The organism is Amycolatopsis jejuensis (assembly GCF_000717335.1).
Classification (GTDB): domain Bacteria; phylum Actinomycetota; class Actinomycetes; order Mycobacteriales; family Pseudonocardiaceae; genus Amycolatopsis; species Amycolatopsis jejuensis.
Genome location: NZ_JNYZ01000037.1, coordinates 24,813 through 49,332, shown reverse-complemented (window position 1 = coordinate 49,332; position 24,520 = coordinate 24,813). Strand labels below are relative to the sequence as shown.

Genomic DNA, 24,520 nt, shown 5'->3' with positions numbered 1-24,520 from the left:
GATCACAACCGCCCGTCCAGCCAGTCGAAGGTGAACTCGGCGGCCGTGGCGGTGCCGCCGTTCTGGCAGTGCAGCTGGGCGGTCGACTCGTCGTCGAACACCAGCAGGTCTTTCGGGCACGTCAACGCGTCGTACAGCTTTTCGGCCTGTCCGGCGGAAAACCGCTCCTCGACGCCGTCCTGGACGAGCGTTTCGCACTCGATCTTCCCGGCGATTTCGGTGAGGTCACAAGCGTCGAGCTCGCGGAAGAGGTCGTACGGAGTACTCACCCCGTGCTTCCACATCGAGTCGCGCACGAACCACTCGGCCACCGGCGCCTCGGCAGTGAACTTCGCGACCGCCGCATTGAACGCCTCCGGTCCCGCTTCCTGCGCCTCGCTGACCGCAGGAGGCATGTTGTCCTTGATCGACTCGCCCCACTTGAGCACGCCGGGGTTGGCGATACACACCTTGAGCCGCTTCTCGAACGCGGCGGCGCGCGGCGCGAGGTAACCGCCGAAACTGAGTCCCATCAACCCGATCCGCTCCGGATGGACGCCGTCGAGGGCGAGCGCGGTGTCCACGATCGGCGTGACGACCTTCTCCCAGTCGTACCGGAACGGGAGCCCGTTCACCCGCAGCGCCATGCCCTGGCCGGGGCACTGCACCGACAGGCAGTGGTAACCGCGCCGGATCGCGCCGTCGTACAGCCAGCGCGTGTCCTCGGGCCACGCGTCCCGGCCCTGGTGGAAGATCAGCAGCGGTGCGGGTCCGGTGGCCACCGGGCTCCGGTACAGGTAGGACGGCAGAAAGCTGTCCTCGTAAGGGATCTTGACGTACTCGCCCGGGTAGTCGGACAGCGCGAGGTAACGGTCGTAGCAGTGGTACGCGTTGAGCGAGTTCTCCCGGGTCCGCGGGTCGTCGGCGCTGCTGAAGTGCATCAGCGACGCTCGCCAGTACGTCGAGGCGCGCAGGTACGCGTCGGCCGCGGAGACCGGCCGGGCCTTGCGCTCGGCGGTTTCGGCGCGGTGCTGCAGGAGCTCGGCCCGGCCGGTCCAGGCCCGTACCCAGCTCTCCTCGTCGTCGGCCGTGATCCGCATGGCCGCGTCGAGGCATTCGCCGAGATCGGACATCCCGAAGAACATCTGGCTGATCTGGTGCTTGATCTGGTCGTCCATCACCTCGCTGCCGTTCAGCCGGGCGGATGTCCACTGTGGACCGGGAATCAGCGGGTTGGTCATCGGATGCCTCGCTTTCGGTGGGGACGCGGGACAGCTCTCCCGCGGCGGCGGGGAATTCTCGTGCTCAGGAAAGCGGAATCCGGCCTGCCCACGGGCGGGCGGCCTCCAGCTGGGACGCCAGCCGGTAGAGCAGGCCCTCGTTGCCGTACGGGCCGATGAAGTGCACGCCGACCGGAAGACCGGCAGTGTTCCAGTACAGCGGGACGGACATGGCGGGCTGGCCGGTGATGTTGGCAAGCATCGTGAACGGGAGAAACGCCCCGGCAGCCCGCATTCCGCGGCCCGGATCGTCCGCAGTGGACGTGAACGTACCCAGCGGTGGCGCGGGTGCCGCCGTCGTCGGCGTGAGCCAAACGTCGTACGGGGCTTGGAAAGCGGCCAGATCGTCGCACAGCACCTGCAGTTCGGCAAGCGCGTCCTGATAGGCCGCCAGCGAGACACCGCCGCCGCGGCCCTGCTCGATTGCCGCCCAGGTACCGATCTCGAAGTCTTCGGGGGTGGCTTTCCGGCCGGTGACGCGCTCCAGATGGGCGATGTCCCAGGCCAGGCCGCCCGAGGACACCGTCATGAAGGCCTTCGCGAGCGCAGGCCCGTCGAGCACTGGCGTGGTTTCTTCCACCTCGTGGCCAAGGGATTCACACAGCCGCGCGGCGTCCTCGACCGCGGCCACGCAGTCCGGGTGCAGCGGCGGCCCGGCCGGGGCGATGGTGCTGAACGCGATCCGCAACTTCCCCGGATCGGCGCCGATCTCTTCCAGGTAAGGACGTTCCGGCCGCGGCGCGATGAACGGGTCGCCGGGCAACGGTCCCGCGGTCGCGTCGAGCAGAGCAGCGCAGTCGCGCACGCTGACGGTGATCGCGTGCTCGCTCAGCACCGCGATCCGGAACGACACCCCGGCCCGGCGCCGGGCCGACGAAATCCGCAGCCGGGTCGGCTTCATCCCGAACACCCCGCACAGCGCGGCCGGAACGCGGATCGACCCGCCGCTGTCGCTGGCATTCGCCATCGGAACCATCCGCGTCGCGACCGCGGCCGCGGCCCCGCCGCTCGACCCGCCCGCCGAACGCGTGAGGTCCCACGGATTGCGGGTGGGGCCGTGCAGCTCGGGCTCGGTGGTGGGCAGCAGGCCGAACTCGGGCAGGTTGGTCTTGCCGCACACGACCAGCCCGGCGGCCTGGTACCGGCGGGTGAGCTCGCCGTCGGCGGCAGGCACGTAACCGGCGAGAAACCGGCTGCCCGACGTCATCGGGACGCCTGCGTAGCCCACGCCGCCGCCGTTCTTGAGCAGGAACGGCACTCCGGTGAACGGACCTTCGGGCAGCGGCCCCTCAGCGGTCTTCCGTGCCTCGTCGTACATCGTCGTCACAACCGCATTCACCGCGGGGTTGGCCTCTTCGATCCGCGCGACCGCATCGTCGAGCAGCTCGGCCGGGCTGACCTGTCCGGTGCGCACCAGTTCGGCCTGGCCCAGTCCGTCGAGTCCGGCGAAATCGCTCATCCAGGTCTCCTCGCGGGGTAGTTAAGTCCTTTAATCACATTGGCGAGGATAGCGGAACTTTCCGAACACACAAGGAGCTACGGCCATCCGGATTGGTCCGGTTACTGGCGGCTCATCGCACCACCACGGTCTGGATCGATCAGTCGATCCGCCAGCTCAAGGTGTGCGGAACGCCCGCCGGTACGCGCCCGGGGTCGTCCCGACCTGTGCGTGAAACCGCCGCCGCAGGTTGACCGCCGACGCGAGACCCACCCGCGCCGCAACGGCGTCCACCGGCAGTTCCGTCTCCTCCAGCAGCCGCCGTGCCTCGGCGACCCGGCGGGACAGCAGCCACGCACCCGGGCTCGTCCCGAGCTGCTCCGCGAAGCGGCGGGCCAGCGTCCGCGGCGAAACCCGAAGGTACGCAGCAAGATCGTCCACCGACAACGACGTGCCCAGCCGCGCCGAGGCCCATTCGAGGAGACCGTCCAACGCGTCGGACGGCACCGTCGGCGGCGCGTACTGCACCTGCCCGCCCTCGCGATGCGTCGGCATCACCATGTGCCGTGCGACCAACGCGGCATGCGCGGCGCCGTGATCACGCCGGACCAAATGCAGGCACAGGTCGATCCCCGCGCCCGCCCCGGCACTGGTGGCGACGTCGCCGTGGTCCACGTACAGCACGTCCGGCTCCACGCGGATGTCCGGGAATTCCCGCTGCAACTGCTCGGCGCGCGCCCAGTGGGTGGTCGCGGATCGGCCGGACAGCAATCCCGTGCGGGCCAAGGCGAAAACACCCGAGCAGATCGTGACCAGCCGGGCGCCGCGCTCGTGCGCCGCAAGCAACGCCCGTCGCACCTTCGGCGAGAGCGGGGTTTCGACCGGCAACCAGCCGGGGATCAGCACGGTGTCGGCATTGTCGAGCGCCGACAAACCACTGGGCACGTGCATTGCGTACCCGGCCGTGGTCGGCACCGGCCCAGGATGCTCGGTGCACACGTCGAACTCGTAGTGCTGCGGCACGCCGTCCCTCGGCGTGCCGAAGACCTCCGCGCCGCAGCCGAGCTCGAACGTCGACTGCACCGGGCGCACGAGAGCCACCACGCGATGCATGGCAAGAATATACCCCATGACGTCTTTCCGGACACTGTCCCGGCCGCGTCCCGGGCGCCAAGCTGGGGTCATGCATCCCGAGATCCTCGCCCAGCAGGGCTACACGTCGGTCGCCGTCGGAGACGCTCCGGTGAAGGAGCTGTTCCCCGGTATCCGCCTCCGTCCACTGTGGACCGGAGAGAACGGCGCTTCGGCCAACGTCGTCGAGTTCGACCCGGGCAGCTCGTGGCCGCGCAAGGACGTCCACGAACCCGGCCCGGAGGAGGTCTACGTGGTCGCGGGCACGTTCAACGACGGCGCGCGCGACTACCCGGCCGGGACGTTCCTGCACGCCCCGGCCGGGTCGTGGCACGTTCCCGCCACCGAGACCGGCTGCACGCTGTTCGTCTTCTACCCGGAGGGCTAGGCGCCGCGGTAACTGCCGATCGTCCAGGCGTTTCCCTCCGGGTCGCGAACGCTGAAGGTGTGCGAGCCGTAGTCGGTGTCGTGCAATTCGAGGCTGATCTCGGCACCGGCTTCGCGCACCCGTGCGTAAATCTCGTCGACGTGGTCGGAAACCACGTAGGCGGCGCCGGTGCCGGGTTTCATCTCATCGTGTACGCCGTCTGCCGGGCCGCCGCAGCTGCCCAGCATGATGCCGCCGCCTTCGGGCCAGCGGAGTTCGGCGTGCGCGACGTCGCGTTCCGGCGCGCCGGGCACCACCAGCGTCTCTTCGAAGCCGAGAATCTCGGTGAGGAAACGGATTGCGCCGCGTGCGTCGGTGTAGCGGAAGGCTGGCCAGACTGTCGGTTGGGGTGTCATGTTGCCGATTCTGGTTCGGCTCCCGCTGGGTTGTCTTGGAGAAACGGGAGCTCTTCGGTAATCCAGGTCCGGGGCGAGCAACCGGCCATTGCGCGCCATTCGTTGGAGAAATGCGCTTGGTCGTAGTAACCGGCGGAGTATGCGACGGTGGCCAGGTCGCGGGTTCCGCTGCGGAGGAGGGTTGCTGCTCGTTCGAAGCGGAGGATCCGGGCGGCTTGTTTCGGTGCCAGGCCCAGTTCGGTTCGGAAGCGTTCGCCCAGGTGTCGCCTGCTCCAGCCGACCTCGCTGGCCAGGTCGGATACTCGTAGCCGGCCGCCGCTGGTGCGTAGCTGGTGCCATGCCCGGTCCAGCTCTGGTGGGGGTTGGGTGGGTTCGACGGCTCGTGCGGCCAGTGTGTCGTCGATGATCGCGAATCTGGTGCGCCAGTCCGGGGCTTCGGCGAGCCGGTAGGGCAGGTTGGCCAGGTCGGGGCCGAAGTCGGCGAGGTCGGTTACCCGGCCGGTGAGTTCGGCTGCGGTGACGCCGAGCAGGGTCCGGACGCCCAGTGGGTCGAGTTCCAGCTGGATGCCGCGTTGGGTGCGGTCCTGGGTGATGAGGGCGGGTGCGGTGTGCAGGCCGCCGACGACGCTCTGCAGGGGACCTTCGCCGGGTAACCCGGTGTAGTGGATCGGTTCCGCGAGGCTGATGACCAGCGTGACGTGTCGTGAGGGTAGGCCGCGGTGTACTTCCAGGGTGACGTTTTCCTGTGCGTAGCCGATGTAGCGCGTGACGAGTCCCCGCAGCACCGGGTGCGGCGGGCGGGCTGCCCAGCTGTGACTCACGTGACCAGGCTAGCGCCGGGGGATTCTGCTACCACGAAAGCAGCGTCCCCACTGTGAGGAGAGCCGGATGACGATTCAGGAGCAGGCGCAGCAGTTGGAGTTGCTGGCCGATCAGGTGCCTACCGGGATTGCTCTCGCGACCAAGGGTGAGCTGGAGGAGTTGCAGGAGCGGGTGGTCGGGCTGCTGGGGGAGACTGCGACGGCTACGGCTATTCAGGGGGCGGTGCAGTTGGCGGTTCGGCAGATTGATGAGGTGGCGGCTTCGCTGGAGAATGTGCGGGTGCAGATTCTCGACGCTGCTCGGCATCATCTTGGGGGGTGAATGTTGCGGTGGGGGCACCCCGAAGCCGGAATTGTGACAACGGTCGGGAGGGGCTTGTCAAGGCGGGAAAGATGCCTTGACAAGCCCCTCCCGACCGTGTTTTGGCTTCGTATCGGGGTGCAGGGCCGGGTCTCGTGGGGTGCGTCGGCTGCGGTTGGTTGTAGTCAGCCGACCGTTACGTTCGGGGTGCCTTCGCCGATTGATTCGCCTGATTCTTCTGCGATGCGCATGGCTTCTTCGATCAGGGTTTCCACGATTGCGTGTTCTGGCACTGTTTTGATTACTTCGCCCTTGACGAAGATTTGGCCCTTGCCGTTACCCGACGCTACGCCCAGGTCGGCTTCCCGTGCTTCGCCGGGGCCGTTCACTACGCAGCCCATCACCGCGACCCGCAGGGGTACCTCCATGCCTTCCAGGCCTGCTGTTACCTGGTCGGCCAGGGTGTACACGTCCACCTGTGCGCGGCCGCACGACGGGCACGACACGATCTCCAGTTTGCGTGGCCTCAGGTTCAGCGACTGCAGGATCTGCGCGCCGACCTTGACCTCTTCCACCGGCGGGGCGGACAGCGACACCCGGATCGTGTCGCCGATGCCCTGGCGCAGCAGGGCGCCGAACGCCACTGCCGACTTGATCGTGCCCTGGAAGGCCGGTCCGGCCTCCGTGACGCCCAGGTGCAGGGGGTAATCACACTGTTCGGCGAGGATTTCGTACGCGCGCACCATCACGACCGGGTCGTTGTGCTTCACCGAGATCTTGATGTCGTGGAAGTCGTGCTCGGCGAAGAGCGACGCCTCCCACATCGCCGATTCGGCGAGGGCTTCCGGGGTGGCCTTGCCGTACTTCTCGAGCAGCCGCTTGTCCAGCGACCCGGCGTTCACGCCGATCCGGATCGGGGTGCCGTGGTCCTTCGCGGCCTGGGCGATTTCCTTGACCTGGTCGTCGAACTTGCGGATGTTGCCCGGGTTCACCCGGACCGCGGCACAGCCTGCCTCGATGGCGGCGAACACGTACTTGGGCTGGAAGTGGATGTCGGCGATGACCGGGATGCCCGACTTCTTCGCGATTGCCGGGAGTGCCTCGGCGTCGTCGGCCGATGGGCAGGCCACGCGCACGATGTCGCAGCCTGCCGCGGTGAGCTCGGCGATCTGCTGGAGCGTGGCGTTGACGTCGGACGTGAGCGTGGTGGTCATCGACTGCACGGAGATCGGGTGGTCGCTCCCGACCCCGACCGAGCCCACCATCAGCTGGCGGGTCTTGCGGCGCTCGGCGAGTACGGGCGGGGGCAGAGCGGGCATACCTAGCGCGACGGTCACGCATCCAGCGTACCCACCCCACCCGCACCCGGTTCAACGAAGTCAGCCGACGTGGTGAGCAGTGTTACCCCCGGTCGGGCGCCTGCGGGGCAGTGCGTGCCCCGGCCGGTGCGCGCCGTTACTGCAGCCGGATCGGGTTGACGATGTCCGCGGTCACCGTGAGCAGCGTGATACCGCCGCCGATCACGACGAGCACCATCGTGACCGCGGAGAGTTTCGCGTAGTCGACCGGGCCGCCCGCGGGTTTGCCGCGCAGGCCGCGCAGCCAGTCGCGGATCCGCTCGTACCAGACGATCGCGATGTGGCCGCCGTCCAGCGGCAGCAGGTTGAACACGCCGATGAAGAAGTTGAGGCTGGCCAGCAGCAGGAGGAAGACCTGCCACAGCCCGGCCTCCACCGCCTCGCCGCCGAGCCGGCTCGCGCCGACCACGCTGACCGGGGTGTCCGGGTCGCGTTCGGCGCCGAAGATCGAGTTCACGACCGCCGGGATGCGCTTCGGGAAGGCCATCAGCCCGTCCCACGTACGGGCGAACATGTCGCCGGTGAACGACACCGCACCGCCGAACGCGCCCAGCACGCTGTAGTGGATGCTCTTGGAGACGCCGATGCCCACCGCACCCACCGTCGTCGTGCCGCCGTTCGGGGCGGGCCGGGTGACCTTCGGGATGTCGACGACGAACGTGCGCTCGGTGCCGTCGCGGTCCACGACGATCGGGACCGGCCCGGACAGCGCCCGGACCTGGTCCACCATGGCGTTCCAGGTCGGCGTGGGCTTGCCAGCCACCGACAGCACCTTGTCGCCGGGGAGCAGCCCGGCCTTCTTGGCCGGCGCCGGGTCACCCGGTTTGCACACCGGGTTGTTGGCCTGGTCGATCGTGGTCGCGTTCTGCACGCAGTCGGAGATCTCGGCGGCGATCGGCTTCTGGTCGACGTTCGGCAGCCCCATCGTGGCCGCCATCAGGAACAGCACGATGAAGCCGAGCAGGAAGTGCGTGATCGACCCGGCCGACATCACGACCGTGCGCTTCCACGCCTTGAACCGCCACATCGCCCGCGGCGCTTCTTCCTTGGTGACCTCGTCGAGCGCGGTCATGCCCGCGATGTCGCAGAAGCCGCCGAGCGGGATCGCCTTGAGGCCGTACTCGGTTTCCCCGCGCCGGAACGAGAAGACGGTGGGCCCGAACCCGACGAAGTACCGGCGGACCCTCATCCCGAACATCCGGGCGGTGACCATGTGGCCTGCCTCGTGCAATGCGACCGAAACACAGATCGCGAGCGCGAAGAGCACCACACCGATCACATAGGCAAGCACGGGCCCAGCACCTCACCCCTCAGCCGCGTCCCGCGGGGCGGGGGCAGCAGGTTCGTCGTCTTTCACGGCTTCCGCTTCGGCGGCGAGGCCACTCGACAGTTACCTGTTCAAGTATCCGCCACCGGCGTGAAACCAGTGTTGCATCGGTACCCCCGGCCGCGCGCACCGACCGGCGGGCGCTCAGCCCAGAAGGGTGGCCGCGCGGCCTCGGGCCCAGCGCTCGGCCGCGAGCACGTCGGCGACGTCACGGGGTTCGCGGCGCCACTCGTCCGCGTCCGACAAGACCTGCGCAATCGTGTCCACAATCGAGAGGAACCCCGCGGTGCCGGCCAGGAATGCGGCGACCGCCTCCTCGTTGGCCGCGTTGTAGACCGCAGGCAGGCATCCACCCGCGGTACCGGCCTCGCGGGCCAGCTCGACCGCCGGGAACGCCTCGCCGTCGAGCGGTTCGAACGTCCAGCTCGCCGCCGTGTCCCAGGTGCACGCCGCCGCCGCGCCAGGGACCCGCTCCGGCCAGTGCAGGGCCAGCGCGATCGGCAGCCGCATGTCCGGCGGGCTGGCCTGGGCGATCGTGGAGCCGTCGGTGTAGGTGACCATCGAGTGCACGATCGACTGCGGGTGCACCGTGACGTCGATCCGCGCCGGTTCGATGCCGAAGAGCAGCGCCGCCTCGATCAGCTCCAGGCCCTTGTTCACGAGCGTCGCCGAGTTGATCGTGATCAGCGGGCCCATCGACCAGGTGGGATGCGCCATCGCCTGCTCGACGGTGACGTCGGCGAGGTCGGCGCGCTTACGGCCGCGGAACGGCCCGCCGGACGCCGTGAGCACGAGCCGCGCGACCTCGTTGTCCTGACCTGCCCGCAAGGCCTGCGCGATGGCCGAATGCTCCGAATCCACCGGCACGATCTGCCCCGGCTTCGCCGCGGCGAGCACGAGCGGCCCACCGGCAATGAGGGACTCCTTGTTGGCCAGGGCGAGCGTGGCGCCGGTGGCAAGCGCGCGCAGCGTCGGGTCGAGGCCCTGGGAACCGGGCAGGGCGTTGAGCACGACGTCGACCTGCACGCTGTCGATCAGCTGCGCCACCGCGTCGGCACCGGCGAGGATGCGGGGCAGCCGGAACTCACCCTTCGAGTACCCGCGGCGCTGCGCCTCGGCGTACAGCGCGAGCTGCAGGTCTTCGACCACCGTGGGCTTCGTCACGGCGACCGCGGCCACGCCGTGCGCGAGCGCCTGCGCGGCCAAGGCGGCCGGGTCGGACCCACCGGCGGCGATCCCGGCGACGGTGAACAAATGCGGGTTACGTGCAGCGACGTCGAGCGCCTGAGCCCCGACGGACCCGGTCGAACCCAGCACGAGGATGCTTCGCGAGGTAGTCATCGGCAGTCATTATCGCGCGGGTCAGGTCCGCGTGGCGCCCGGCGGTGTGGGATCATCCGGGGGTACGACGTCAGTGGTCCGAAGGAGAAGGTCGTGGCAGGCAAGGCGGTCGAAAAGCGCCCCGAGGTCGACCCGCGCGACGAGCCGTCCGCGGAGTGGGGCTGGCACGGCTCGTTCCCGAAGGCCACCCGGATCGCCGGCTGGGTGTCCGCGATCATCCTGCTCGTGATGATCAAGGGCAACCACGAGAACAACACCGAAAACGTGTGGCTCGTCGGCTTGGCCGCCTTCATCGTCCTGCTGCTGGTACTCGACCTGCGCAAGCGCCGCACCGCCTGGCGCAAGTGATTTCCCGGTAGCCCTTCCGGCCGGAGACTTCCGGACCTGGTTTTCCCGCCGTGGGTTCGCTACGTTGCGGGCTCATGAAGCCACGCTGGGTCGCACTGGCGGCCGCCGTTGCCGCCGGCCTGTCCCTGTTCGCCACCCCGGCCTCCGCTGCGGTCAAACCACCCGTGGTGAGCTGCACGTTCACCCCGACGCCGGACAACCCGGCCGCCCGCCCGGTGCTGCGCCCGCTGCCGTTCGCGTTCACCCGCGGCACACTGGACGTGACCATCCACTACAACTACGGCCCGGTCACCGTCCGGCTCGACCGCGCCGGCGCCGCCCCCTGCGCAGTGGCGAACATGACCAGCCTGGTCCTGCAACACTTCTACGACCACTCCCAATGCTGGCGCCTGACGAACTCCGCCCGCCTGGGCGTCCTGCAATGCGGTGACCTCTACGAGGTGGAAAAAGGCGGCCCGGGCTACGGTTTCCCGGACGAGGTATCCGGCACGGAAACGTACGACCGCGGCACCGGCGCAATGGGCAACCAGGGCCCAGGCACGAACGGAAGCGAATTCTTCATCGTGCACTCGTTCGCCCACATCCCGGCGAAGTATTCGGTGCTGGGCAAAGTAGTACGCGGCATGGAAGTACTGGACCGAATGGTCGCCGACGGCATCATCCCCACCGACCCGAACGGCCACCCAAGCCGCACGCGCGAACCCAACGAAACCCGGGCAGCCAGCCCCCGCCCTGCACCCCGATCCGAAGCTCCAACACGTGCGGAGGGTGCTTGTCAAGACATCTTTCCCGCCTTGACAAGCACCCTCCGCACGTGTTTCGGCTTCGGGGTGCCCTCCAAGTCACCTATCGCGACGCGGAGACACCAGCTCCCCAGGACCACCCCCGGCTTCGCCGGCCACCGCCGCCAATTCCTCCCCCACCGACTCCACCGGCTTCCCGTCCTTGGCAAGCAACGAAGCCACCGCCCCAATCAAGCACACCACGATCGCAAACCCGAACGCCACCGCAAGACCATCCTGAAACGGACCAGAAATCAAATTCGGGAAAAAGCTCCGCCCAGTCAGGAAACTGGCCTGATCCGGCGGCAACCCGGCCAACTGCCCCCCGAGCAACTGCTGAATCGGGTTGTACCCCAAAAACGCCGCAAACAGCACCGCCACCGCAGGCAAATGCGCGACCTGATCCGCCGCAGCCGCCGGAACCCCGTGCGCCGTAAGCCCCTGCGACATCGCCATCGGCAAATGATCCGACAGTCCGGCGATAATCAGACTGAAGAAGAACCCGATCGACAACACCATCGCCGCGTTCTGGAACGTCGTCATCATCCCCGCGCCGGACCCCCGCGAATCCGCAGGCAGGCTGTTCATCACCTCGGCCCGGTTGGGCGACGAGAACATCCCCATCCCGATCCCGTTGAGCAGCAGAATCCCGGCAAACGCCCAATAACTGAAATTGACGGGCAACAGCATCAGCAACAGGAACGTCAGCGCAGTGAGCACCAAACCGCCGGACGCGAGCGCCCGGCTCCCGATCCGGTCCGACAGCACCCCGGACGTCGGCGCGGACACCAGGAACCCGATCGTGAGCGGCAGCATGTAGATCCCGGCCCACAGCGGCGTCTGCTCGAACGTGTACCCGTGCTGTGGCAGCCAGATCCCCTGCAGCCAGATGATCAGCACGAACTGCAGCCCGCCGCGGCCGAGCGACGCCGTGAGGTTGGCCAGGTTGCCCCAGCTGAACGAGCGGATCTTGAAGAGCGACAACCGGAACAGCGGGTTGTCCACCTTCATTTCGATCACCACGAACAGAGCCAGCACCGCGACCCCGCCGATCAGGCAGCTCAGCACCATCGGGCTGCCCCATCCGGTCTGCGACGTGCCGTACGGCTGGATGCCGTACGTGATCCCCACCAGCACCGCGATGAGCCCGACGGCGAAGGTGATGTTGCCCCACCAGTCCATTTTCGCGTGCTTGCGGACCCCGGTGTCGTGCAGCTTGAGGTACGCCCACCCGGTGCCGATCACGCCGAACGGCACCGACACGAGGAAGATCAGGTTCCAGTCGACCGGCGCCAGCACGCCGCCCACCACGAGGCCGAGGAACGAGCCCGCGATCGCCGCGACGCCGTTCATGCCGAGCGCGAGCCCGCGCTGGTTGGCCGGGAAGGCGTCGGTGAGGATCGCCGACGAGTTCGCCATCAGGAACGCCCCGCCGACGCCCTGCACGATCCGCCAGCCGATGAGCCACAGCGCGGCCGCGTCGCCGTCGAACCAGGTGATCGCGAGCATGATCGAGGACACGGTGAAAACGGCGAAGCCGAGGTTGTACATCCGGGCCCGGCCGTACATGTCCCCCAGCCTGCCGAACGCCACCACCAGCACCGCGGTGACCACGAGGAAGCCCATGATCATCCACAGCAGGTAGCCGGTGTTCGACGGCTCGAGCGGGTTGATGCCGATGCCCTTGAAGATGTCGGGCAGCGCGATCAGCACGATCGACGAGTTGATCGTGGCGATCAGCATGCCCAATGTCGTGTTGGACAGCGCGATCCACTTGTACCGCGGACCGAGCTCCGCGATCGAATACGTCCTGCGCTCCGCCGCTGTCCGCACTGTCGGAAACCCCTCTCCAGCCGCTCCCTTAGCTAGGCTAAGCAAGTTGCTTGTGCCCGGCAACCATCAATCGGAAACGCTTGGGAGAGAAGGGTCACAACCGATACATTGTCCTTTGTGGACTATTTACTTTCACCCGGCCGAGTTACCCGCCGACGACCTTTCCGGGGTTGAGGATCCCGTGCGGGTCCAACGCATTCTTGACCGCGTGATGCAGGTCTAGGACGGCCGGGCCGAGCTCCCGGGCGAGCCCTCGCTGCTTCAGCAACCCCACGCCGTGCTCGCCGGTCACCGTGCCGCCGAGGTCGAGCGCGTCAGCGACGATGTCGTCGAACGCGGCTTGCGCGCGACGCTGCGCATTGTCGTCCCCGGCTGGGGTGATGAGCAGCGGGTGCAGATTTCCGTCCCCGATGTGCGCAATGTTCGCAATCTGCGTGTTGTGCCGCTGCGCGGCGAGATCGATCCGCGCCAGCATTTCCGGCACCAGATGGGTCGGTACGCAGACGTCCTCGGTGAGCACCGGGCCGAGCCGCTCGAGCGCCGGGTACGCCAGCCGCCGGGCGGCGAAGAGCGCGTCGGCCTCGGCTTCGTCGGTGGACTGCGCGGCCCAGGTCGCGCCCGCCTTTTCGAAGCACTCCAGCATCACCGCGGTCTCGTGCCCGCCGGGAACGTCGCTGCGGCCGAGCAGCACGACGTTCGCGTCGGCGGACAGGCCCATGTTCTTCCACGCGTCGACGGCGGCCAGGCAATGCCGGTCCACCAGCTCCAGCGCGGACGGCACCACCCCGGCCGCCCGGATCGCCGCGGCGGCTTCCCCGGCGGCGACCGTGGAATCGAAGTACCCGGCGACCGTCGCCTCCGGCGGACGTTGCGCCCGCAGCCGCACGGTGACTTCGGTGATCACCCCGAGCGTGCCCTCGGACCCGACCATCAGCCCGGCGAGGTCGTACCCGGCAACGCCCTTCGCCGTGCGACGGCCGAGCCGCACCAGCTCGCCGGTACCGGTGACGACCTGCAGGCCGAGCACGTAATCCCGGGTCACGCCGTATTTCACGCAGCAGACGCCACCCGCGTTGGTGGCGACGTTGCCGCCGATCGTCGACCACGGTGAGCTCGCCGGGTCGGGCGGGTACCAGAGTCCGTGCTCGGCGCAGGCGGCGCGCAGATCGTCGTTGACCACCCCTGGCTCGACCACGGCCAGCCGTTCCACCGGGTCGATTTCCTTGACCGCGGTCATCCGGTCGGTCACCAGCACGACGCAGCCGGCCAGCGCGTTGGCGCCGCCGGAAAGCCCGGTGCCCGCACCACGCGGGACCAGCGGCGTGCCGTGCTTGATGCATTGCCGCACGGTCGCCTGTACCTCGTCGGCAGTGCGCGGCCGGACCAGCGCCGCCGGTTCGCCGTACGGCGCCCACTCGGCTTCGTCGTGCGCGAAGCTGCGCAGCACGTCGGGGTCCTGCACGATCCGGTCGTCCGGCAGCACGGTGTGCAGGTCGTCGATCAGCATGGGCGCTCCGTTCCGAATTCCTTCCCACAGGTTAGGTCGAAATCCGCGGTTCCCGTTCGACGTATCGGTGAGAGCAACTCCTGAGGAGGCAGCCATGGGCACCACCGTCACCCACCGCGGGATCGCGATGCTGCGTGCCGTCGCCGCCGGGCGCGGACGGCTGACCGGCAGCTGTGAGCCGGACCTGTTCGTGGACGGCCTGCCGTGCTGCGACCAGTTCACCGCGCACGCCCTCGCGCACGCCGGGCTGCTGCGAGCGGTGTGTCCCGGACCGGCCGGGCAGCCGGTGCCCGCCGAGCTGACCCCCGCCGGGGAAGCGCTGCTCGCCGCTGCGTGATCCGGTTACGCTGGGCTGCCGGGAACGAGGAAAAGGCGGTTCGGATGGCACCCGCGACGGACACCGCCCAGCGCAGGCGACGCGTCACGCTGGCGCTGAAGGAGTCGCTTCGCGAGCTGCGCAACCAGCTGTCGCTGCTGAACCACCAGGTCGGCGGGCGGTTGAAGCTGAAGGACGTGGACCTGGACTGCCTCGAGCTGATCGCGTCCGCCGGCCCGCTGACGCCGAGTGCGCTCGCCCGGCGCGCGGGCCTGCATCCGGCGACGGTCACCGGGATTCTCGACCGGCTGGAACGCGGCGGATGGGTGGCGCGCGAACGGGATCCCGAGGCGGCCGACCGCCGGGCGGTCACCGTGCGCGCGGTGCGCGGGCGGACCGGCGAGGTGTTCCGCGTGTACTCCGGGATGAACTCCGCGATGGACGATCTGTGCGCCGGGTACACCGAGGAGGAACTGGTGCTGATCGCCGGGTTCCTGCGCCGTACCACGGAAGCCGGCCGTGCCGCGACGGCCGAGCTGACCGGGGAATGACAGTGCAGCCAAAAGTGGGACCCCGCCGTTTCGCCCGAGCGCGAAACGACGAGGCCCCGGTACCGGAACGGCTCAGGCGTTCAGCGAGCCGTACACGATGATGTTGTCGAGATAGCTCTTCTTCTCCGGGTCATACGTGCCACCGCAGGTGATCAGGCGGATCTGCGGGTCGGACGTGTTGCCGTACACGGCTTCGGTGGGGAACGTCTTCTTCGCGATCTGGTCCACCTTGGTCACCGTGAACGTGGCCTTCGACCCGTCCTTGCGCCCGATCACGACCTGGTCGCCCGTCTTCACCTCGTGCAGCCGCCAGAAAATGCCCTTCTGGTGGTTGCCGTCGATGTGGCCGAGGATGACCGCGGGGCCGATCTGGCCCGGCAGCGGGCCGAACTTGTACCAGCCCGCCTGCAGCGGCTGGTCGACCGGCGGCACCTGGACGGTCTTGTCGTCGTTGAGGCCGAGCGGGACGAGCGACGAATGCGCGGCGATGCTGGATACGTCGATCGACACCGGGTCCGCCACCTGCTGCGCCGCGGCCGAAGTGGCCGGGGCCGCGGGCGGCGTGTCCGCCGACCCGCAGCCCAGCAGCGCGAAGTTGGCGACGAGCGCCAGCAGAAGCGCGAACAGCCCGAAGCGGGAACGGGTCACCGGGCAGCCAGTGAGCCGTCACCCGTCTCCGGCGCACCCACCGGCACGACGGTGACCTGGCCGGGGCCCTTGGCAGGCGGCGTGGTCGGCTTGCCCGGCTCGCTGGGCTTCGTCGAGGTGGGCGGCGTGGTGGTGGGGCCGCCGGCGACCTTGGCGCAGGTGGACGAGGCGAGCACGATGTCGCCGTTGCCGAGCGCGCCGGTGGCCTTGCCGCCGAGGAGCTTGATGTGCAGCGCGTTGACGGTGAGGCTGCCGTCGGCGTGCTTGACCTGCTCGTTGATGATCACCTGGACCACGCCGTCGACCCCGATCTTCTGGTTCGGCTTGGTGGTGACCGGGATGTCGCCGATCTTGCCGAGGTCGAGGCCGGCCAGCTCGGACGACGCGGTGATGCCGTCCGCCGTGGACTTGCACTCGGAGCTGATCACGCGGGCCTTCGGCGTGCTGCCGGTGAGCGGCGCGAGCACCGGGATCGCGGCGTCGACGATCGAGGCCTTCGAGGTGACCGGGCCGGACGAGCCGTCCTGCTTGGCCGAGCTGCTGATCACCTTCGCGGTGACGAGGCCCTTCAGCGGCACGTCGACGACCTGCGCGGACGTCGGGCCCCCGGTGTTGGACGGGGCGATCTTGCCGGTCTCGACGGTGATTCCCTTGTCCCCCAGCACACCCGGCAGCAGGGAGACCGCGGCCGACGCGCCGTACGCCGAACCGGCGGGCGATTCGGCGGCGACCGCCGAGGGGGCGGCGGTGGTGGCCAGCAAGGCCAGCGCGGGAACGGCGACCGCGACGGTCCGACCGCGCAGCAGGGCAGAACGCATGAATTGTCCTTTCGAACATCAAGAATGGAACGCCCGTGGATCCCCGAATCCACGCGTGACCCGACGCAACTGTCGATCACCGGCGAGCCGCGACATTATCAAGACCCCAGGCAAACGCAAAGCAAGATCGACCGCAGAGCCGTCGCCCGGCCCGGTCCCGTGACTGCAATTGCCGCAATTTCACCACTAAAGAGTGATGTAACGCGAGACTTCCCGGCCTGATTTCTCACGCTCCGCAACCGGATTCGGCCCCCACATGGCGGATTGCTGCTCCATCCACCCGTAGGGGTGATCCTGCGAAAGGCGCGTGTCGGACACGCGGTGTCATGTGACCACTACTGCCGTCCGGTGCCGGAATTCCGGCACCGGGAATTCGCGCCGCACCGCGGAACGGGCGCGGCGGAAATTGCCCGGAGGGTTCCGCAAAAACTGTACGGCGCCGTATTCAAGTCCGGTGACCAGCGACAATGCGGGCTTTGGTCCGAAAAGGACATTCAAGCCGGGGGCAGCCATGGGAAACTGCCGAGCGGCAATCACCACCGTGCTCACCGGCAAACCGCCCCACCGGCCGCGTCTCAGCTCGGCTGGGTGTGATGCCAGGGACGTTGTTCGGGGTTGAGTTGATGTCGGCCTGTCGTCGAGACAGGCGAAGGCCTCTGGTTGTGATGTGGAGCTGTCGAGGAACCGCTTCACGAACCGGAGGCCTTCGTGTCCCACGCTGATGCCTTGCTGACCCCGCGCGCTCGTCTGCGTCTGGCCCGGCTTGTCGTCGACGACGGTTGGGCGTACTCGATGGCGGCGAAGATGTTCATGGTCTCGTCTCGCGCGGCCGCTCAGCGGGCCAACCGATACCGATCCGAGGGGCCGGTCGGGATGGCCGATCGCTCGTCGCGGCCGCATCGCAGCCTGGCGAGGACACCCGAGCACGTCGCGCGTCAGATCGTGCGGCTGCGGTAGTGCAAGCGGCTCGGGCCGGTACAGATCGCCGGCCAGCCCGGCGTCGCGGCCCCGACAGTGCACGCAGTGCTGACCCGCTGCCGGATCAATCGCCTCTCGCACCTCGACCGGGTGAGCGGGGGACCGATCCGCCGCTACGAGCCCTCGCCTGGTTCGCCGACCACGGCGTCACCCTAGAGCGGGTGCTCCCCGACAACGGGTCGGCATATCGATCGCAGACCAACGGCAAGATCGAACGCTTCCACCGCACCCTGAGCGACGGCTGGCCTACGCCCGGCACTACCACTCAGAAACCGACCGCCGCCAAACCCTGCCCGGCTGGCTCCACTTCGACAATCACCACCAAGCCCACAGCGCCACCAGAGGCCGACCACCCGCCACCCGGCTGACCAACCTGCCTGGACGTCACAGCTAGTCGGCCGGACCGCGAAGCGTCAGCACCACCCGCAGGACATGCTCCACCGCCGATTCGAACACCGCGCCCCGCAGTTCGCCCCGGGTGGCCAGGTTCCGGGCGGCGAGGTCGACCATGTGGTCCGGCCCGACGCGGCGGACCAGCAGTGCGGCGACGTCCTCCAGGTCGAGGCCCGGGTGGTCGAGCCTCGTGAGGGCGAACTCGATGAGGAGCTCTTCGTCGGTCACCGCACCAGACTAAGCCCGGTGGTGCCCGTACGGATGCGCCTCGACCAGCGTCACCTGCACCGTCGCGCCGCTCGGGACCCGGTACTCCCGCTGCTCCCCCGGCTTCGCGCCGTGCAGGGCCTGGCCGAGCGGGGAATCCGGCGAGCACACCTCCAGGCTGCCTTCGGCGCGGGAGCCGAGCAGGAAAGTCTCGGTCCCGCCGTCGGCGTAGCGGACGGTGAGGACCATGCCGGGCTCGGCGATCCCGTCGTCCGGCGGGTCCTCGCCGACCACGGCGTTCTGCAGCAGGTCCTGCAGCTCGTGGATCCGGGCCTGGCGGTGCCGGGTGCGGACGAGCCGGTCGTTCTCGGACTCGCCGTCGTCGCCGGGTTCCTGCTGCAGTGCGGTTAGTTCCGCGGCGAGGCGCGTGTGCGCGTCGGGCGTGAGCCAGGGACGCGAAGGAGTCGTAGTCATCGGATTTACCTTTCGAAGAGGGCCGTGGGGGCCGGGAGGCGGCCCGGCCCCCACGGACCTATCAAGGAGCCCCGCGGCGGTCAGCGGGACTCGGGCTCGCTCTGGTGCGCGGCGAACCAGCCTGCCGCCTTCACCAGGATGTCCCTTTCGGTGCGCAGCAAGGCGTTCTCGGCCCGCAGCCAGATCAGTTCGGCGTGCTCGTCTCCGGTCAGCGGGGGCAGGCCGGCGGGTTCGGCGGACACGGCACGCTCACCGCAGGGGGTCGAACGGCCGGAGGGTCTCCGGCTGCTTGCCGGTGACGATCTGCTCGGCGAGCAGCCGTCCGGTGACCGGGCCGTGGGTGAGTCCCCACATGCCGTGCCCGCCCGCGACGTACAACCCCGGCGCGGCGGTCGCCCCGATCACCGGCCGCCCGTCCGCGCTCACCGGCCGCGAGCCGACCCAGGTGTCCGTGCGCTCGTCCCAGCGGAGTCCCTTGAGCAGCGGCCGCGCCGAGGCGATGATCGCGTTGACGCGCGCCGGGTACAGCGGGTCGTCCGGCCTGCGGAACTCCATCGTCCCGGCCACCCGCAGCCCGCCCTGGTACGGCGTGCACGCGACCCGGATGTCAGGCAGGTACATCGGTCCCGGCACCGGCTGGTCGGTCGGCACGGTGAAGGAGTACCCACGCCCGGCTCGCACCGGCACGCGCACGCCCCACTTCCGCGCCAGCCCGCCCAGCCACGCGCCGGTGGCGACCACGACGGCGTTGGCATTGACCGTCCGGCCGTTCGCCGACTGCACGGTGTATGCCCGCTCGTGCCGTCGGATCGCGGTGACCTCGAAGCGGTGCCGGATCGTGCCACCGCGGCTGACGACCGCGCGGGCCAGCGACTCGACAAACCGGCCGGGGTCGACATAACGCTGCCCGTCGAGCCGGATGCCCGCCCCGATCCGGTCGGTGACCTGCGGGAAGTGCTCGCGCAGCTCGGATCCGGTGAGCTGGGTCCAGGTCACCTTCTGCCCGGCGTCGCCGAGCCGGTCGAGCTCCGCGATGAGCGTCGAAGACTGTTCGGCCGTTTCGAACATCGCCGTGATGGGTGCGTCGACGGTCGGCGCTTCCACGCCGCCCGAGGTCAGGAGGTCGAACGCTTCGAGGCACTCGTCGTTGAAGGGGAGGTTCGCGCGCACCGCCCGCGTCCAGGACCGGTTCGTGCAGTTGGCGGCGAACCGGGTGAGGAACGTCCAGAGCCGCACGTCCGAGCTGGGCGGGATGTGCAGTGGCGCCTGCCGGTCGAGCAGGGAGCGCAGGCCGTACCGGAGTACCGCGGGTTCGTTGAGCGGGATCGCGAGGCCGGGCGAGAGCCAGCCGGCGTTGCCCCAGGACGACCCCGCCGCGATGCCCTCGCGGTCGACGACGGTCACCCGGATGCCGTGCTCCTGCAGGAACCAGGCGGTGGACAGCCCGACGATGCCGGCACCGACCACGATCACCGAACGCGGTCCGCCGTCCGTGCGGTCGAGATCGTCCATCTGTCTTCCTCCGCCTTGCCGTGCCCGGGTGCTGTCACGGCCAGGATGACCCCGATCCGGCGGCCAGTCTTTGTCGAGATCGGCCAATCGGGACCCGCGGCTTTGTCCGGATCGGTCAAGACGGCGGGTCGGCGACGGCCAGTTCGATGATCATCGCCAGCCGTTTCGCCGGGAGATCGAGCCGCAGCGGGGTGACCTCGGCCATCTTCCGCAGCCGGTAGCGGATGGTGTTCGGATGCACGCCGAGCCGTTCCGCGGCCTCGGTGAGGTCGCCTTGGGTCTCCAGCCACGCGCGCAGAGTCGCGACGTAGCTGGTGGCGTGCGCCGCGTCGTGCCTGGCCAGGTCGGCGATCGGGCCCCTCGCGGGCGCCCGGCCGGCGGCTGCGGCAGCACGGAGACGGAGGATCAGGATGTCGTCCCAGGATTCGTCGTACGCGACCGTGGCGTCTCCGCCCGCGTCGTGCAGGGCAAGGCATTCGTCGGATTCCCGCCTGCTCGCAGGCAGTTCCGCGGTCGAGGCGGCGGCGCCGATCCCGGCCGCGACGGTCACCTGCGCAGGCAGCACCTCGCGGATGCCGTCGATCCACGCCCGCGCGGTCGCGACGTCCTCGCCGGGCAGGACGGTGTACACGGTATTGCTGAACAACGTGCTCCGCCCCGGCCGCGACCAGCCGAACCCGGTGGTCGCGCGCTCGAACGCGAGCAGCAACGCGGCGTGCCGTTCCTCGGCGATGTGCGCCTGCAGCGCGACCACGCGGAACCGGCCCGGCGGCAGCCCGAGCCTGCTGAGCACGGACGCCGCGTCCGGGGTCCCCTCCAGCAGCCGGATCACCAGGTCCGATTCGACCTGCCGTTCGAGGTCGGCGCTCGCGCGCGAACGCAGCAGGTGCAGGCCGACCGTGCGGGAACTGTCGTGCAGCGCGGTCGCCCGGACATCCGACAGCGGCTGCTCGCATTCCACCCAGATCGACCCGAGCGTCTCGCGCCCGGCCCGGACCGCGACGACCATCCGCCCGGTCAGCCCGTGTTCCGGGTCCGCCTCGACGAACAGCGGTTCGTCGGACTCGGCCAGGTGCGCGAACACACCACGGCGTTCGAACAGGTCACGTACCTGGTCCGGCACGCGGCGGCCGAGGATAGTCTCCAGTCGGACGCGGTCGGCGCCCTGCTGACGGCTGGAATACGCGAGCACGCGGGACAGCTGGTCCTCGATGGTGACCGCGCTGCCGAGTGCGTCGGCGAGACTGTCGGCCAGTGCGAACAGATCGGTCGGGCCACGGCCGGATTCGGTCTCGCGCCCTTCGAGGACGAGGCCGTAGACCACGCCGGCCAGCTGCCCCCAGCCGACCTCGGGGTCCACGAGCAGCACGGCGACCCGGCCTTCCTCGGCCCGCGCGATCGCGTCCGGCCCGGGTGGCACGGAACCGCGCACGAGCACCACGGACGCCCGTGCCGCGGCTGCCCGTTCGACGGCTTCGAGCACCGTTTCGACGCCCACCGCGAGGTAGACGTCACCGCGGCGGCCCCGCGGGTCGGCGGGGTCGTCCATCACCACGTCGCGCAACGCCGCCTCGCGCGGCACAGGGCAGCAGCACAACCGCGCGCCGTACCCACCGAGGACGTTGACGAGCCGATCCAGCGTGACCATGCCCTGTTCATACCTGATACGAGGGCGCCGTGCCCTAACTGCGGGCGAGGATCGCCTCCGCCCGCAGGAGCACCGGACGGTCCACCATCTGTCCGTTGTAGACGTTCACCGAGCCGTCGGCGGCCATCGCGAGGACGCCCCGTGCCCAATCGATGTCCTCTGCGGACGGACGGAACGCTTCGCGGACCGGGCCGACCTGGCGGGGATGCACGCACAGCTTTGCGGTGAAGCCGAGTTCTATCGCGTGCGCAAGGTCTTTCTGCAGCATGGCTTCGTCGGCCAAAGTGGTGGTCACGCCGTCGATCGGGGCGGCGCATCCGGCGGCCGCGGCGGCGAGGACGACGGCGGACCGTGCGTACCTGAGCGCGTCGTGCGATTGGTGGTCCACACCCAGTTGCGCAGCCAGGTCGACGCTGCCGAAAGCCGGTCGTACCACGGAATCCGCCGCGCAGACCTCTATTGCCTTGGCGATTCCGAGCGCCGTTTCGAGCAGGGGAATCACCGGCAGAGCGAGGTCGACCTGCTCGGCGTTTTCCGCTTTCGGCACCATCACTGCCTGAGCGCGACCGGTGACCATGGCGAGATCCTCTTGGTACCAAGGAGTTCCCGTGCCGTTGATCCGGACGACCGCCTTGTTCCCCTCGTCGAGCCAGGCGCGGACGTGTTCCCGGGCGTCCACTTTGGCCGCCGGGCCGACCGCGTCTTCGAGGTCGAGCACCACGACGTCGGCACCGCTCGCCGCGGCCTTGGCAAACCGTTCCGGACGGTTTCCCGGAACGAAAAGAAGACTCCGCGCGGTTTCGATCACTTCGCACTCCGCAGGGTTCCGGCGGCGGTCTGGCGGCCGAACTTGTCCCGTACCGCCGTGATTCCGCCGTCCGCGCTGACAATCATGCCCTGATGGTCGAACAACGGCGCGGTGAGGCGGTATTCGAAGACCTGATCTCCCCCACGGCCACCTGCGGCTTCGGCCATCACAATCGCCTGCAGCGGACCATGGGTGAGCAGCCCGGGATAGCCCTCGACGTCGCGCGCGTAATCGCGGTCGTAATGGATCCGGTGGGCGTTGTAGGTGAGTGCGGAAAAGCGGAACAACAACGTCGGCGTGACGTCGATGGTCCATTCTCCTTGCCCGGCCGGGATTTCCTCGCCGGGTTCGGGCAACACGGTCGTACCAGGTTCGCGGTAGACGAGGTCCTGCCGTTCCTCCACCACGACCTTGCCGCCCTGCAGCACCTGATGTCCGACGGTGACGAACGTCAACGGCCCGCTGCGGCCCTCCTTGTCCACAGTGGACAAAACCTCGGTCTGCCGGGTCGCAGGTTCGCCGTACCGCAACACGCCGCTGGTACGCACTTCTCCCCCGGCCCACATCCGGCGGCGTCCAGCCGGGGCGGCGCTGCTGAGCGGATGCCCGTCCGGACCCAGCTCGCTTTGCGCGGGCCGATCCAGCAGGTAACACCAATGCCACAGCAAGGGCAGGCCGTCCTCCGGAAACGGAACGTCCAAAAGGGACGCCAGCGCTTCGGCCGGTCCGGGCAGCAGAAGCTCAGCGTGTTCGATGGTCACGCAATCCCCCGCTTCACCAGCTGCCGAGCGATCACGTTGCGCTGAATCTCGTTGGTGCCCTCGCCGACGATCATCAGCGGCGCGTCGCGGAAGTACCGCTCCACGTCGAACTCCGTCGAATACCCATAGCCACCGTGGATGCGCACCGCATTCAGCGCGACCTCCATCGCCGTCTCCGACGCGAACAGCTTCGCCATGCCCGCTTCCAGGTCGGCGCGTTCGCCGGAGTCGTAGCGCCGGGCGGCATGGTGGACGAGCTGACGAGCCGCTTCGAGTTTTGTCGCCATGTCGGCGAGGAGATTGCCGACCGACTGGTGCTGCCAGATCGGTTTGCCGAAGCTTTCCCGTTCCTGCGAGTACCGCAGCGCGTCCTCGAACGCCGCCCGCCCGACGCCGAGCGCCCGGCAGGCGACCTGGATCCGGCCGATCTCCAGGCCACGCATCATCTGCGCAAAGCCTTCGCCCTCGCGGCCGCCGAGCAGCGCCGAGGCCGGGACCCGGACGTCGTCGAAGGACAGCTCGCAGCTCTCCACGCCCTTGTACCCGAGCTTGGGCAGGTCTCGCGACACCGCGAACCCCGGAAGGTCGTGGCGTTTGTCCACCAGCAGCACGCTGACGCCCCGATGCGCGGGTTCGGCGGCCGGATCCGTCTTGCACAGCAAGGCGATCAGCTGTGAACGGCGGGCGTTGGTGATCCAGGTCTTCGAGCCGTTGATCACGTATTCGGCGTCTCCGGCGCGGCGTGCGGTGGTGCGCATGGCCTGCAGGTCGGAGCCGCCGCCGGGTTCGGTGAGCGCCATCGTGGCGCGGATCTCGCCGGTCGCCATTTTCGGCAGGTACTCGTTCTGCTGCTCCTCAGTGCCGTACGCGACCAGGAGTTTCGACACCACGGTGTGCCCGCCCATGGCGCCGGCGAGGCTCATCCAGCCGCGCGCGAGCTCCTCGGTGACGGACGCGTAGCACCGCGCCGACACGAACGCCTCACCCCACGGCTCCGGGATGGCCAGCCCGAAGATGCCCATCTCCTTCATCTGGCCGATGAGCTTTTCCGGGTACGTATTCGTGTGGTCGAGGTCCCGCGCGACCGGCCGGACCTCCCGGTCGACGAACTCGCCGACCAGGTCCACGATCGCTGCTTCCTCTTCGCTGAGCCCGTCATGCCTGGTTGTCACCCGGC

General features: G+C 69.0%; 26 protein-coding genes and 2 pseudogenes. 7 read left to right on the top strand and 21 right to left on the bottom strand.

Translation table 11 applies throughout. The annotated features are described in order from the left end of the window. Positions 1 to 2: 2 nt before the first annotated feature. The 3 genes from OO71_RS37915 to OO71_RS37905 all read right to left on the bottom strand — a co-directional run bounded on the left by OO71_RS37915 (position 3) and on the right by OO71_RS37905 (position 3,810). Positions 3 to 1,220, bottom strand: a complete 1,218-nt coding sequence (locus OO71_RS37915) for an alpha/beta hydrolase family protein (protein WP_033294861.1) — start codon at positions 1,218 to 1,220, stop codon at positions 3 to 5. A gap of 64 nt (positions 1,221 to 1,284) precedes the next feature. Continuing rightward, positions 1,285 to 2,718: an amidase gene (locus OO71_RS37910; RefSeq protein WP_033294860.1), complete on the bottom strand. Its 1,434-nt coding sequence runs from the start codon at positions 2,716 to 2,718 to the stop codon at positions 1,285 to 1,287. Between the two features lie 156 nt (positions 2,719 to 2,874). Beyond that, positions 2,875 to 3,810 (bottom strand): GlxA family transcriptional regulator, encoded by a 936-nt coding sequence (locus OO71_RS37905; protein ID WP_033294859.1) that lies wholly within the window; start codon positions 3,808 to 3,810, stop codon positions 2,875 to 2,877. Positions 3,811 to 3,880: 70 nt separating this feature from the next. On the opposite strand from OO71_RS37905, the gene OO71_RS37900 reads away from it, so the two are divergent. Further along, positions 3,881 to 4,216 carry a cupin domain-containing protein gene (locus OO71_RS37900; RefSeq protein WP_033294858.1) on the top strand — a complete coding sequence of 112 codons (336 nt, stop codon included), beginning with the start codon at positions 3,881 to 3,883 and terminating at the stop codon, positions 4,214 to 4,216. On the opposite strand, the gene OO71_RS37895 is transcribed toward OO71_RS37900, so the two are convergent. Both OO71_RS37895 and OO71_RS37890 read right to left on the bottom strand, forming a co-directional pair. Then, on the bottom strand, positions 4,213 to 4,611 hold the full coding sequence (locus tag OO71_RS37895) for a VOC family protein (RefSeq protein ID WP_033294857.1): 399 nt from the start codon (positions 4,609 to 4,611) through the stop codon (positions 4,213 to 4,215). The genes OO71_RS37900 and OO71_RS37895 overlap by 4 nt on opposite strands. Then, complete coding sequence (locus OO71_RS37890) at positions 4,608 to 5,432, bottom strand: helix-turn-helix domain-containing protein (protein ID WP_033294856.1); 825 nt, start codon at positions 5,430 to 5,432, stop codon at positions 4,608 to 4,610. The genes OO71_RS37895 and OO71_RS37890 overlap by 4 nt, the downstream gene beginning before the upstream one ends. A gap of 67 nt (positions 5,433 to 5,499) precedes the next feature. Between OO71_RS37890 and OO71_RS37885 the strand changes: the two genes are divergently transcribed. Then, positions 5,500 to 5,754, top strand: a complete 255-nt coding sequence (locus OO71_RS37885) for a hypothetical protein (RefSeq protein ID WP_033294855.1) — start codon at positions 5,500 to 5,502, stop codon at positions 5,752 to 5,754. A 164-nt stretch (positions 5,755 to 5,918) separates the two neighbouring features. Here the strand turns inward: OO71_RS37885 and ispG are convergent, their stop codons facing one another. The 3 genes from ispG to dxr all read right to left on the bottom strand — a co-directional run bounded on the left by ispG (position 5,919) and on the right by dxr (position 9,759). Beyond that, positions 5,919 to 7,070 carry a flavodoxin-dependent (E)-4-hydroxy-3-methylbut-2-enyl-diphosphate synthase gene (gene ispG, locus OO71_RS37880; RefSeq protein WP_033294854.1) on the bottom strand — a complete coding sequence of 384 codons (1,152 nt, stop codon included), beginning with the start codon at positions 7,068 to 7,070 and terminating at the stop codon, positions 5,919 to 5,921. 118 nt (positions 7,071 to 7,188) lie between these two features. Continuing rightward, positions 7,189 to 8,382: a M50 family metallopeptidase gene (locus OO71_RS37875; protein ID WP_033294853.1), complete on the bottom strand. Its 1,194-nt coding sequence runs from the start codon at positions 8,380 to 8,382 to the stop codon at positions 7,189 to 7,191. A gap of 180 nt (positions 8,383 to 8,562) precedes the next feature. After that, a complete protein-coding gene (gene dxr, locus OO71_RS37870) occupies positions 8,563 to 9,759 on the bottom strand; it encodes a 1-deoxy-D-xylulose-5-phosphate reductoisomerase (RefSeq protein ID WP_033294852.1) in 1,197 nt (398 codons plus the stop codon). 93 nt (positions 9,760 to 9,852) lie between these two features. Between dxr and OO71_RS37865 the strand changes: the two genes are divergently transcribed. Both OO71_RS37865 and OO71_RS49605 read left to right on the top strand, forming a co-directional pair. Beyond that, positions 9,853 to 10,107: a DUF2631 domain-containing protein gene (locus tag OO71_RS37865; RefSeq protein ID WP_033294851.1), complete on the top strand. Its 255-nt coding sequence runs from the start codon at positions 9,853 to 9,855 to the stop codon at positions 10,105 to 10,107. 74 nt (positions 10,108 to 10,181) lie between these two features. Next, positions 10,182 to 10,787: pseudogene (locus OO71_RS49605) on the top strand (peptidylprolyl isomerase); the annotation flags it as partial. Positions 10,788 to 10,949: 162 nt separating this feature from the next. Here the strand turns inward: OO71_RS49605 and OO71_RS37860 are convergent. Both OO71_RS37860 and OO71_RS37855 read right to left on the bottom strand, forming a co-directional pair. Then, complete coding sequence (locus OO71_RS37860; protein WP_245633912.1) at positions 10,950 to 12,632, bottom strand: MFS transporter; 1,683 nt, start codon at positions 12,630 to 12,632, stop codon at positions 10,950 to 10,952. Between the two features lie 235 nt (positions 12,633 to 12,867). Then, entirely contained in the window at positions 12,868 to 14,229 is a 1,362-nt protein-coding gene (locus OO71_RS37855) for an FAD-binding oxidoreductase (RefSeq protein ID WP_033294849.1), read from the bottom strand. 94 nt (positions 14,230 to 14,323) lie between these two features. Here OO71_RS37855 and OO71_RS37850 point away from each other — a divergent pair, with 94 nt between their 5' ends. Then, positions 14,324 to 14,566, top strand: coding sequence for a hypothetical protein (locus tag OO71_RS37850; protein WP_033294848.1), 243 nt, complete (start codon positions 14,324 to 14,326; stop codon positions 14,564 to 14,566). A gap of 44 nt (positions 14,567 to 14,610) precedes the next feature. Then, the gene (locus OO71_RS37845; RefSeq protein ID WP_033294847.1) at positions 14,611 to 15,096 is read left to right on the top strand and encodes a MarR family transcriptional regulator; all 486 of its coding nucleotides are present in this window, start codon (positions 14,611 to 14,613) and stop codon (positions 15,094 to 15,096) included. A 72-nt stretch (positions 15,097 to 15,168) separates the two neighbouring features. Here OO71_RS37845 and OO71_RS37840 read toward each other — a convergent pair whose 3' ends face one another. The 3 genes from OO71_RS37840 to OO71_RS50610 form a co-directional block, all read right to left on the bottom strand. Next, positions 15,169 to 15,744, bottom strand: a complete 576-nt coding sequence (locus tag OO71_RS37840; RefSeq protein WP_033294846.1) for a class F sortase — start codon at positions 15,742 to 15,744, stop codon at positions 15,169 to 15,171. Next, positions 15,741 to 16,562 carry a choice-of-anchor P family protein gene (locus OO71_RS37835; protein ID WP_033294845.1) on the bottom strand — a complete coding sequence of 274 codons (822 nt, stop codon included), beginning with the start codon at positions 16,560 to 16,562 and terminating at the stop codon, positions 15,741 to 15,743. The genes OO71_RS37840 and OO71_RS37835 overlap by 4 nt, the downstream gene beginning before the upstream one ends. A 324-nt stretch (positions 16,563 to 16,886) precedes the next feature. Continuing rightward, positions 16,887 to 17,111, bottom strand: a complete 225-nt coding sequence (locus OO71_RS50610) for a hypothetical protein (RefSeq protein ID WP_156096759.1) — start codon at positions 17,109 to 17,111, stop codon at positions 16,887 to 16,889. A gap of 159 nt (positions 17,112 to 17,270) precedes the next feature. Between OO71_RS50610 and OO71_RS48330 the strand changes: the two are divergent. Further along, positions 17,271 to 17,934: pseudogene (locus OO71_RS48330) on the top strand (leucine zipper domain-containing protein). Here the strand turns inward: OO71_RS48330 and OO71_RS37825 are convergent. The 8 genes from OO71_RS37825 to OO71_RS37790 form a co-directional block, all read right to left on the bottom strand. Next, complete coding sequence (locus OO71_RS37825) at positions 17,931 to 18,161, bottom strand: hypothetical protein (RefSeq protein ID WP_033294844.1); 231 nt, start codon at positions 18,159 to 18,161, stop codon at positions 17,931 to 17,933. The pseudogene OO71_RS48330 and the gene OO71_RS37825 sit on opposite strands and share 4 nt — an antisense overlap. A gap of 9 nt (positions 18,162 to 18,170) precedes the next feature. After that, positions 18,171 to 18,614 (bottom strand): GreA/GreB family elongation factor, encoded by a 444-nt coding sequence (locus OO71_RS37820; RefSeq protein WP_033294843.1) that lies wholly within the window; start codon positions 18,612 to 18,614, stop codon positions 18,171 to 18,173. An 80-nt stretch (positions 18,615 to 18,694) separates the two neighbouring features. Then, entirely contained in the window at positions 18,695 to 18,856 is a 162-nt protein-coding gene (locus OO71_RS51370) for a hypothetical protein (protein WP_033294842.1), read from the bottom strand. 7 nt (positions 18,857 to 18,863) lie between these two features. Further along, complete coding sequence (locus tag OO71_RS37810) at positions 18,864 to 20,126, bottom strand: NAD(P)/FAD-dependent oxidoreductase (RefSeq protein ID WP_033294841.1); 1,263 nt, start codon at positions 20,124 to 20,126, stop codon at positions 18,864 to 18,866. A 115-nt stretch (positions 20,127 to 20,241) separates the two neighbouring features. Further along, positions 20,242 to 21,774 (bottom strand): PucR family transcriptional regulator, encoded by a 1,533-nt coding sequence (locus OO71_RS37805; RefSeq protein ID WP_033294840.1) that lies wholly within the window; start codon positions 21,772 to 21,774, stop codon positions 20,242 to 20,244. Between the two features lie 34 nt (positions 21,775 to 21,808). Then, entirely contained in the window at positions 21,809 to 22,582 is a 774-nt protein-coding gene (locus tag OO71_RS37800; protein WP_033294839.1) for an HpcH/HpaI aldolase/citrate lyase family protein, read from the bottom strand. Continuing rightward, positions 22,579 to 23,343: an HTD2 family dehydratase gene (locus OO71_RS52655; RefSeq protein WP_033294838.1), complete on the bottom strand. Its 765-nt coding sequence runs from the start codon at positions 23,341 to 23,343 to the stop codon at positions 22,579 to 22,581. The genes OO71_RS37800 and OO71_RS52655 overlap by 4 nt, the downstream gene beginning before the upstream one ends. Beyond that, positions 23,340 to 24,515, bottom strand: coding sequence for an acyl-CoA dehydrogenase family protein (locus OO71_RS37790; RefSeq protein WP_033294837.1), 1,176 nt, complete (start codon positions 24,513 to 24,515; stop codon positions 23,340 to 23,342). The genes OO71_RS52655 and OO71_RS37790 overlap by 4 nt, the downstream gene beginning before the upstream one ends. Positions 24,516 to 24,520 lie beyond the last annotated feature (5 nt).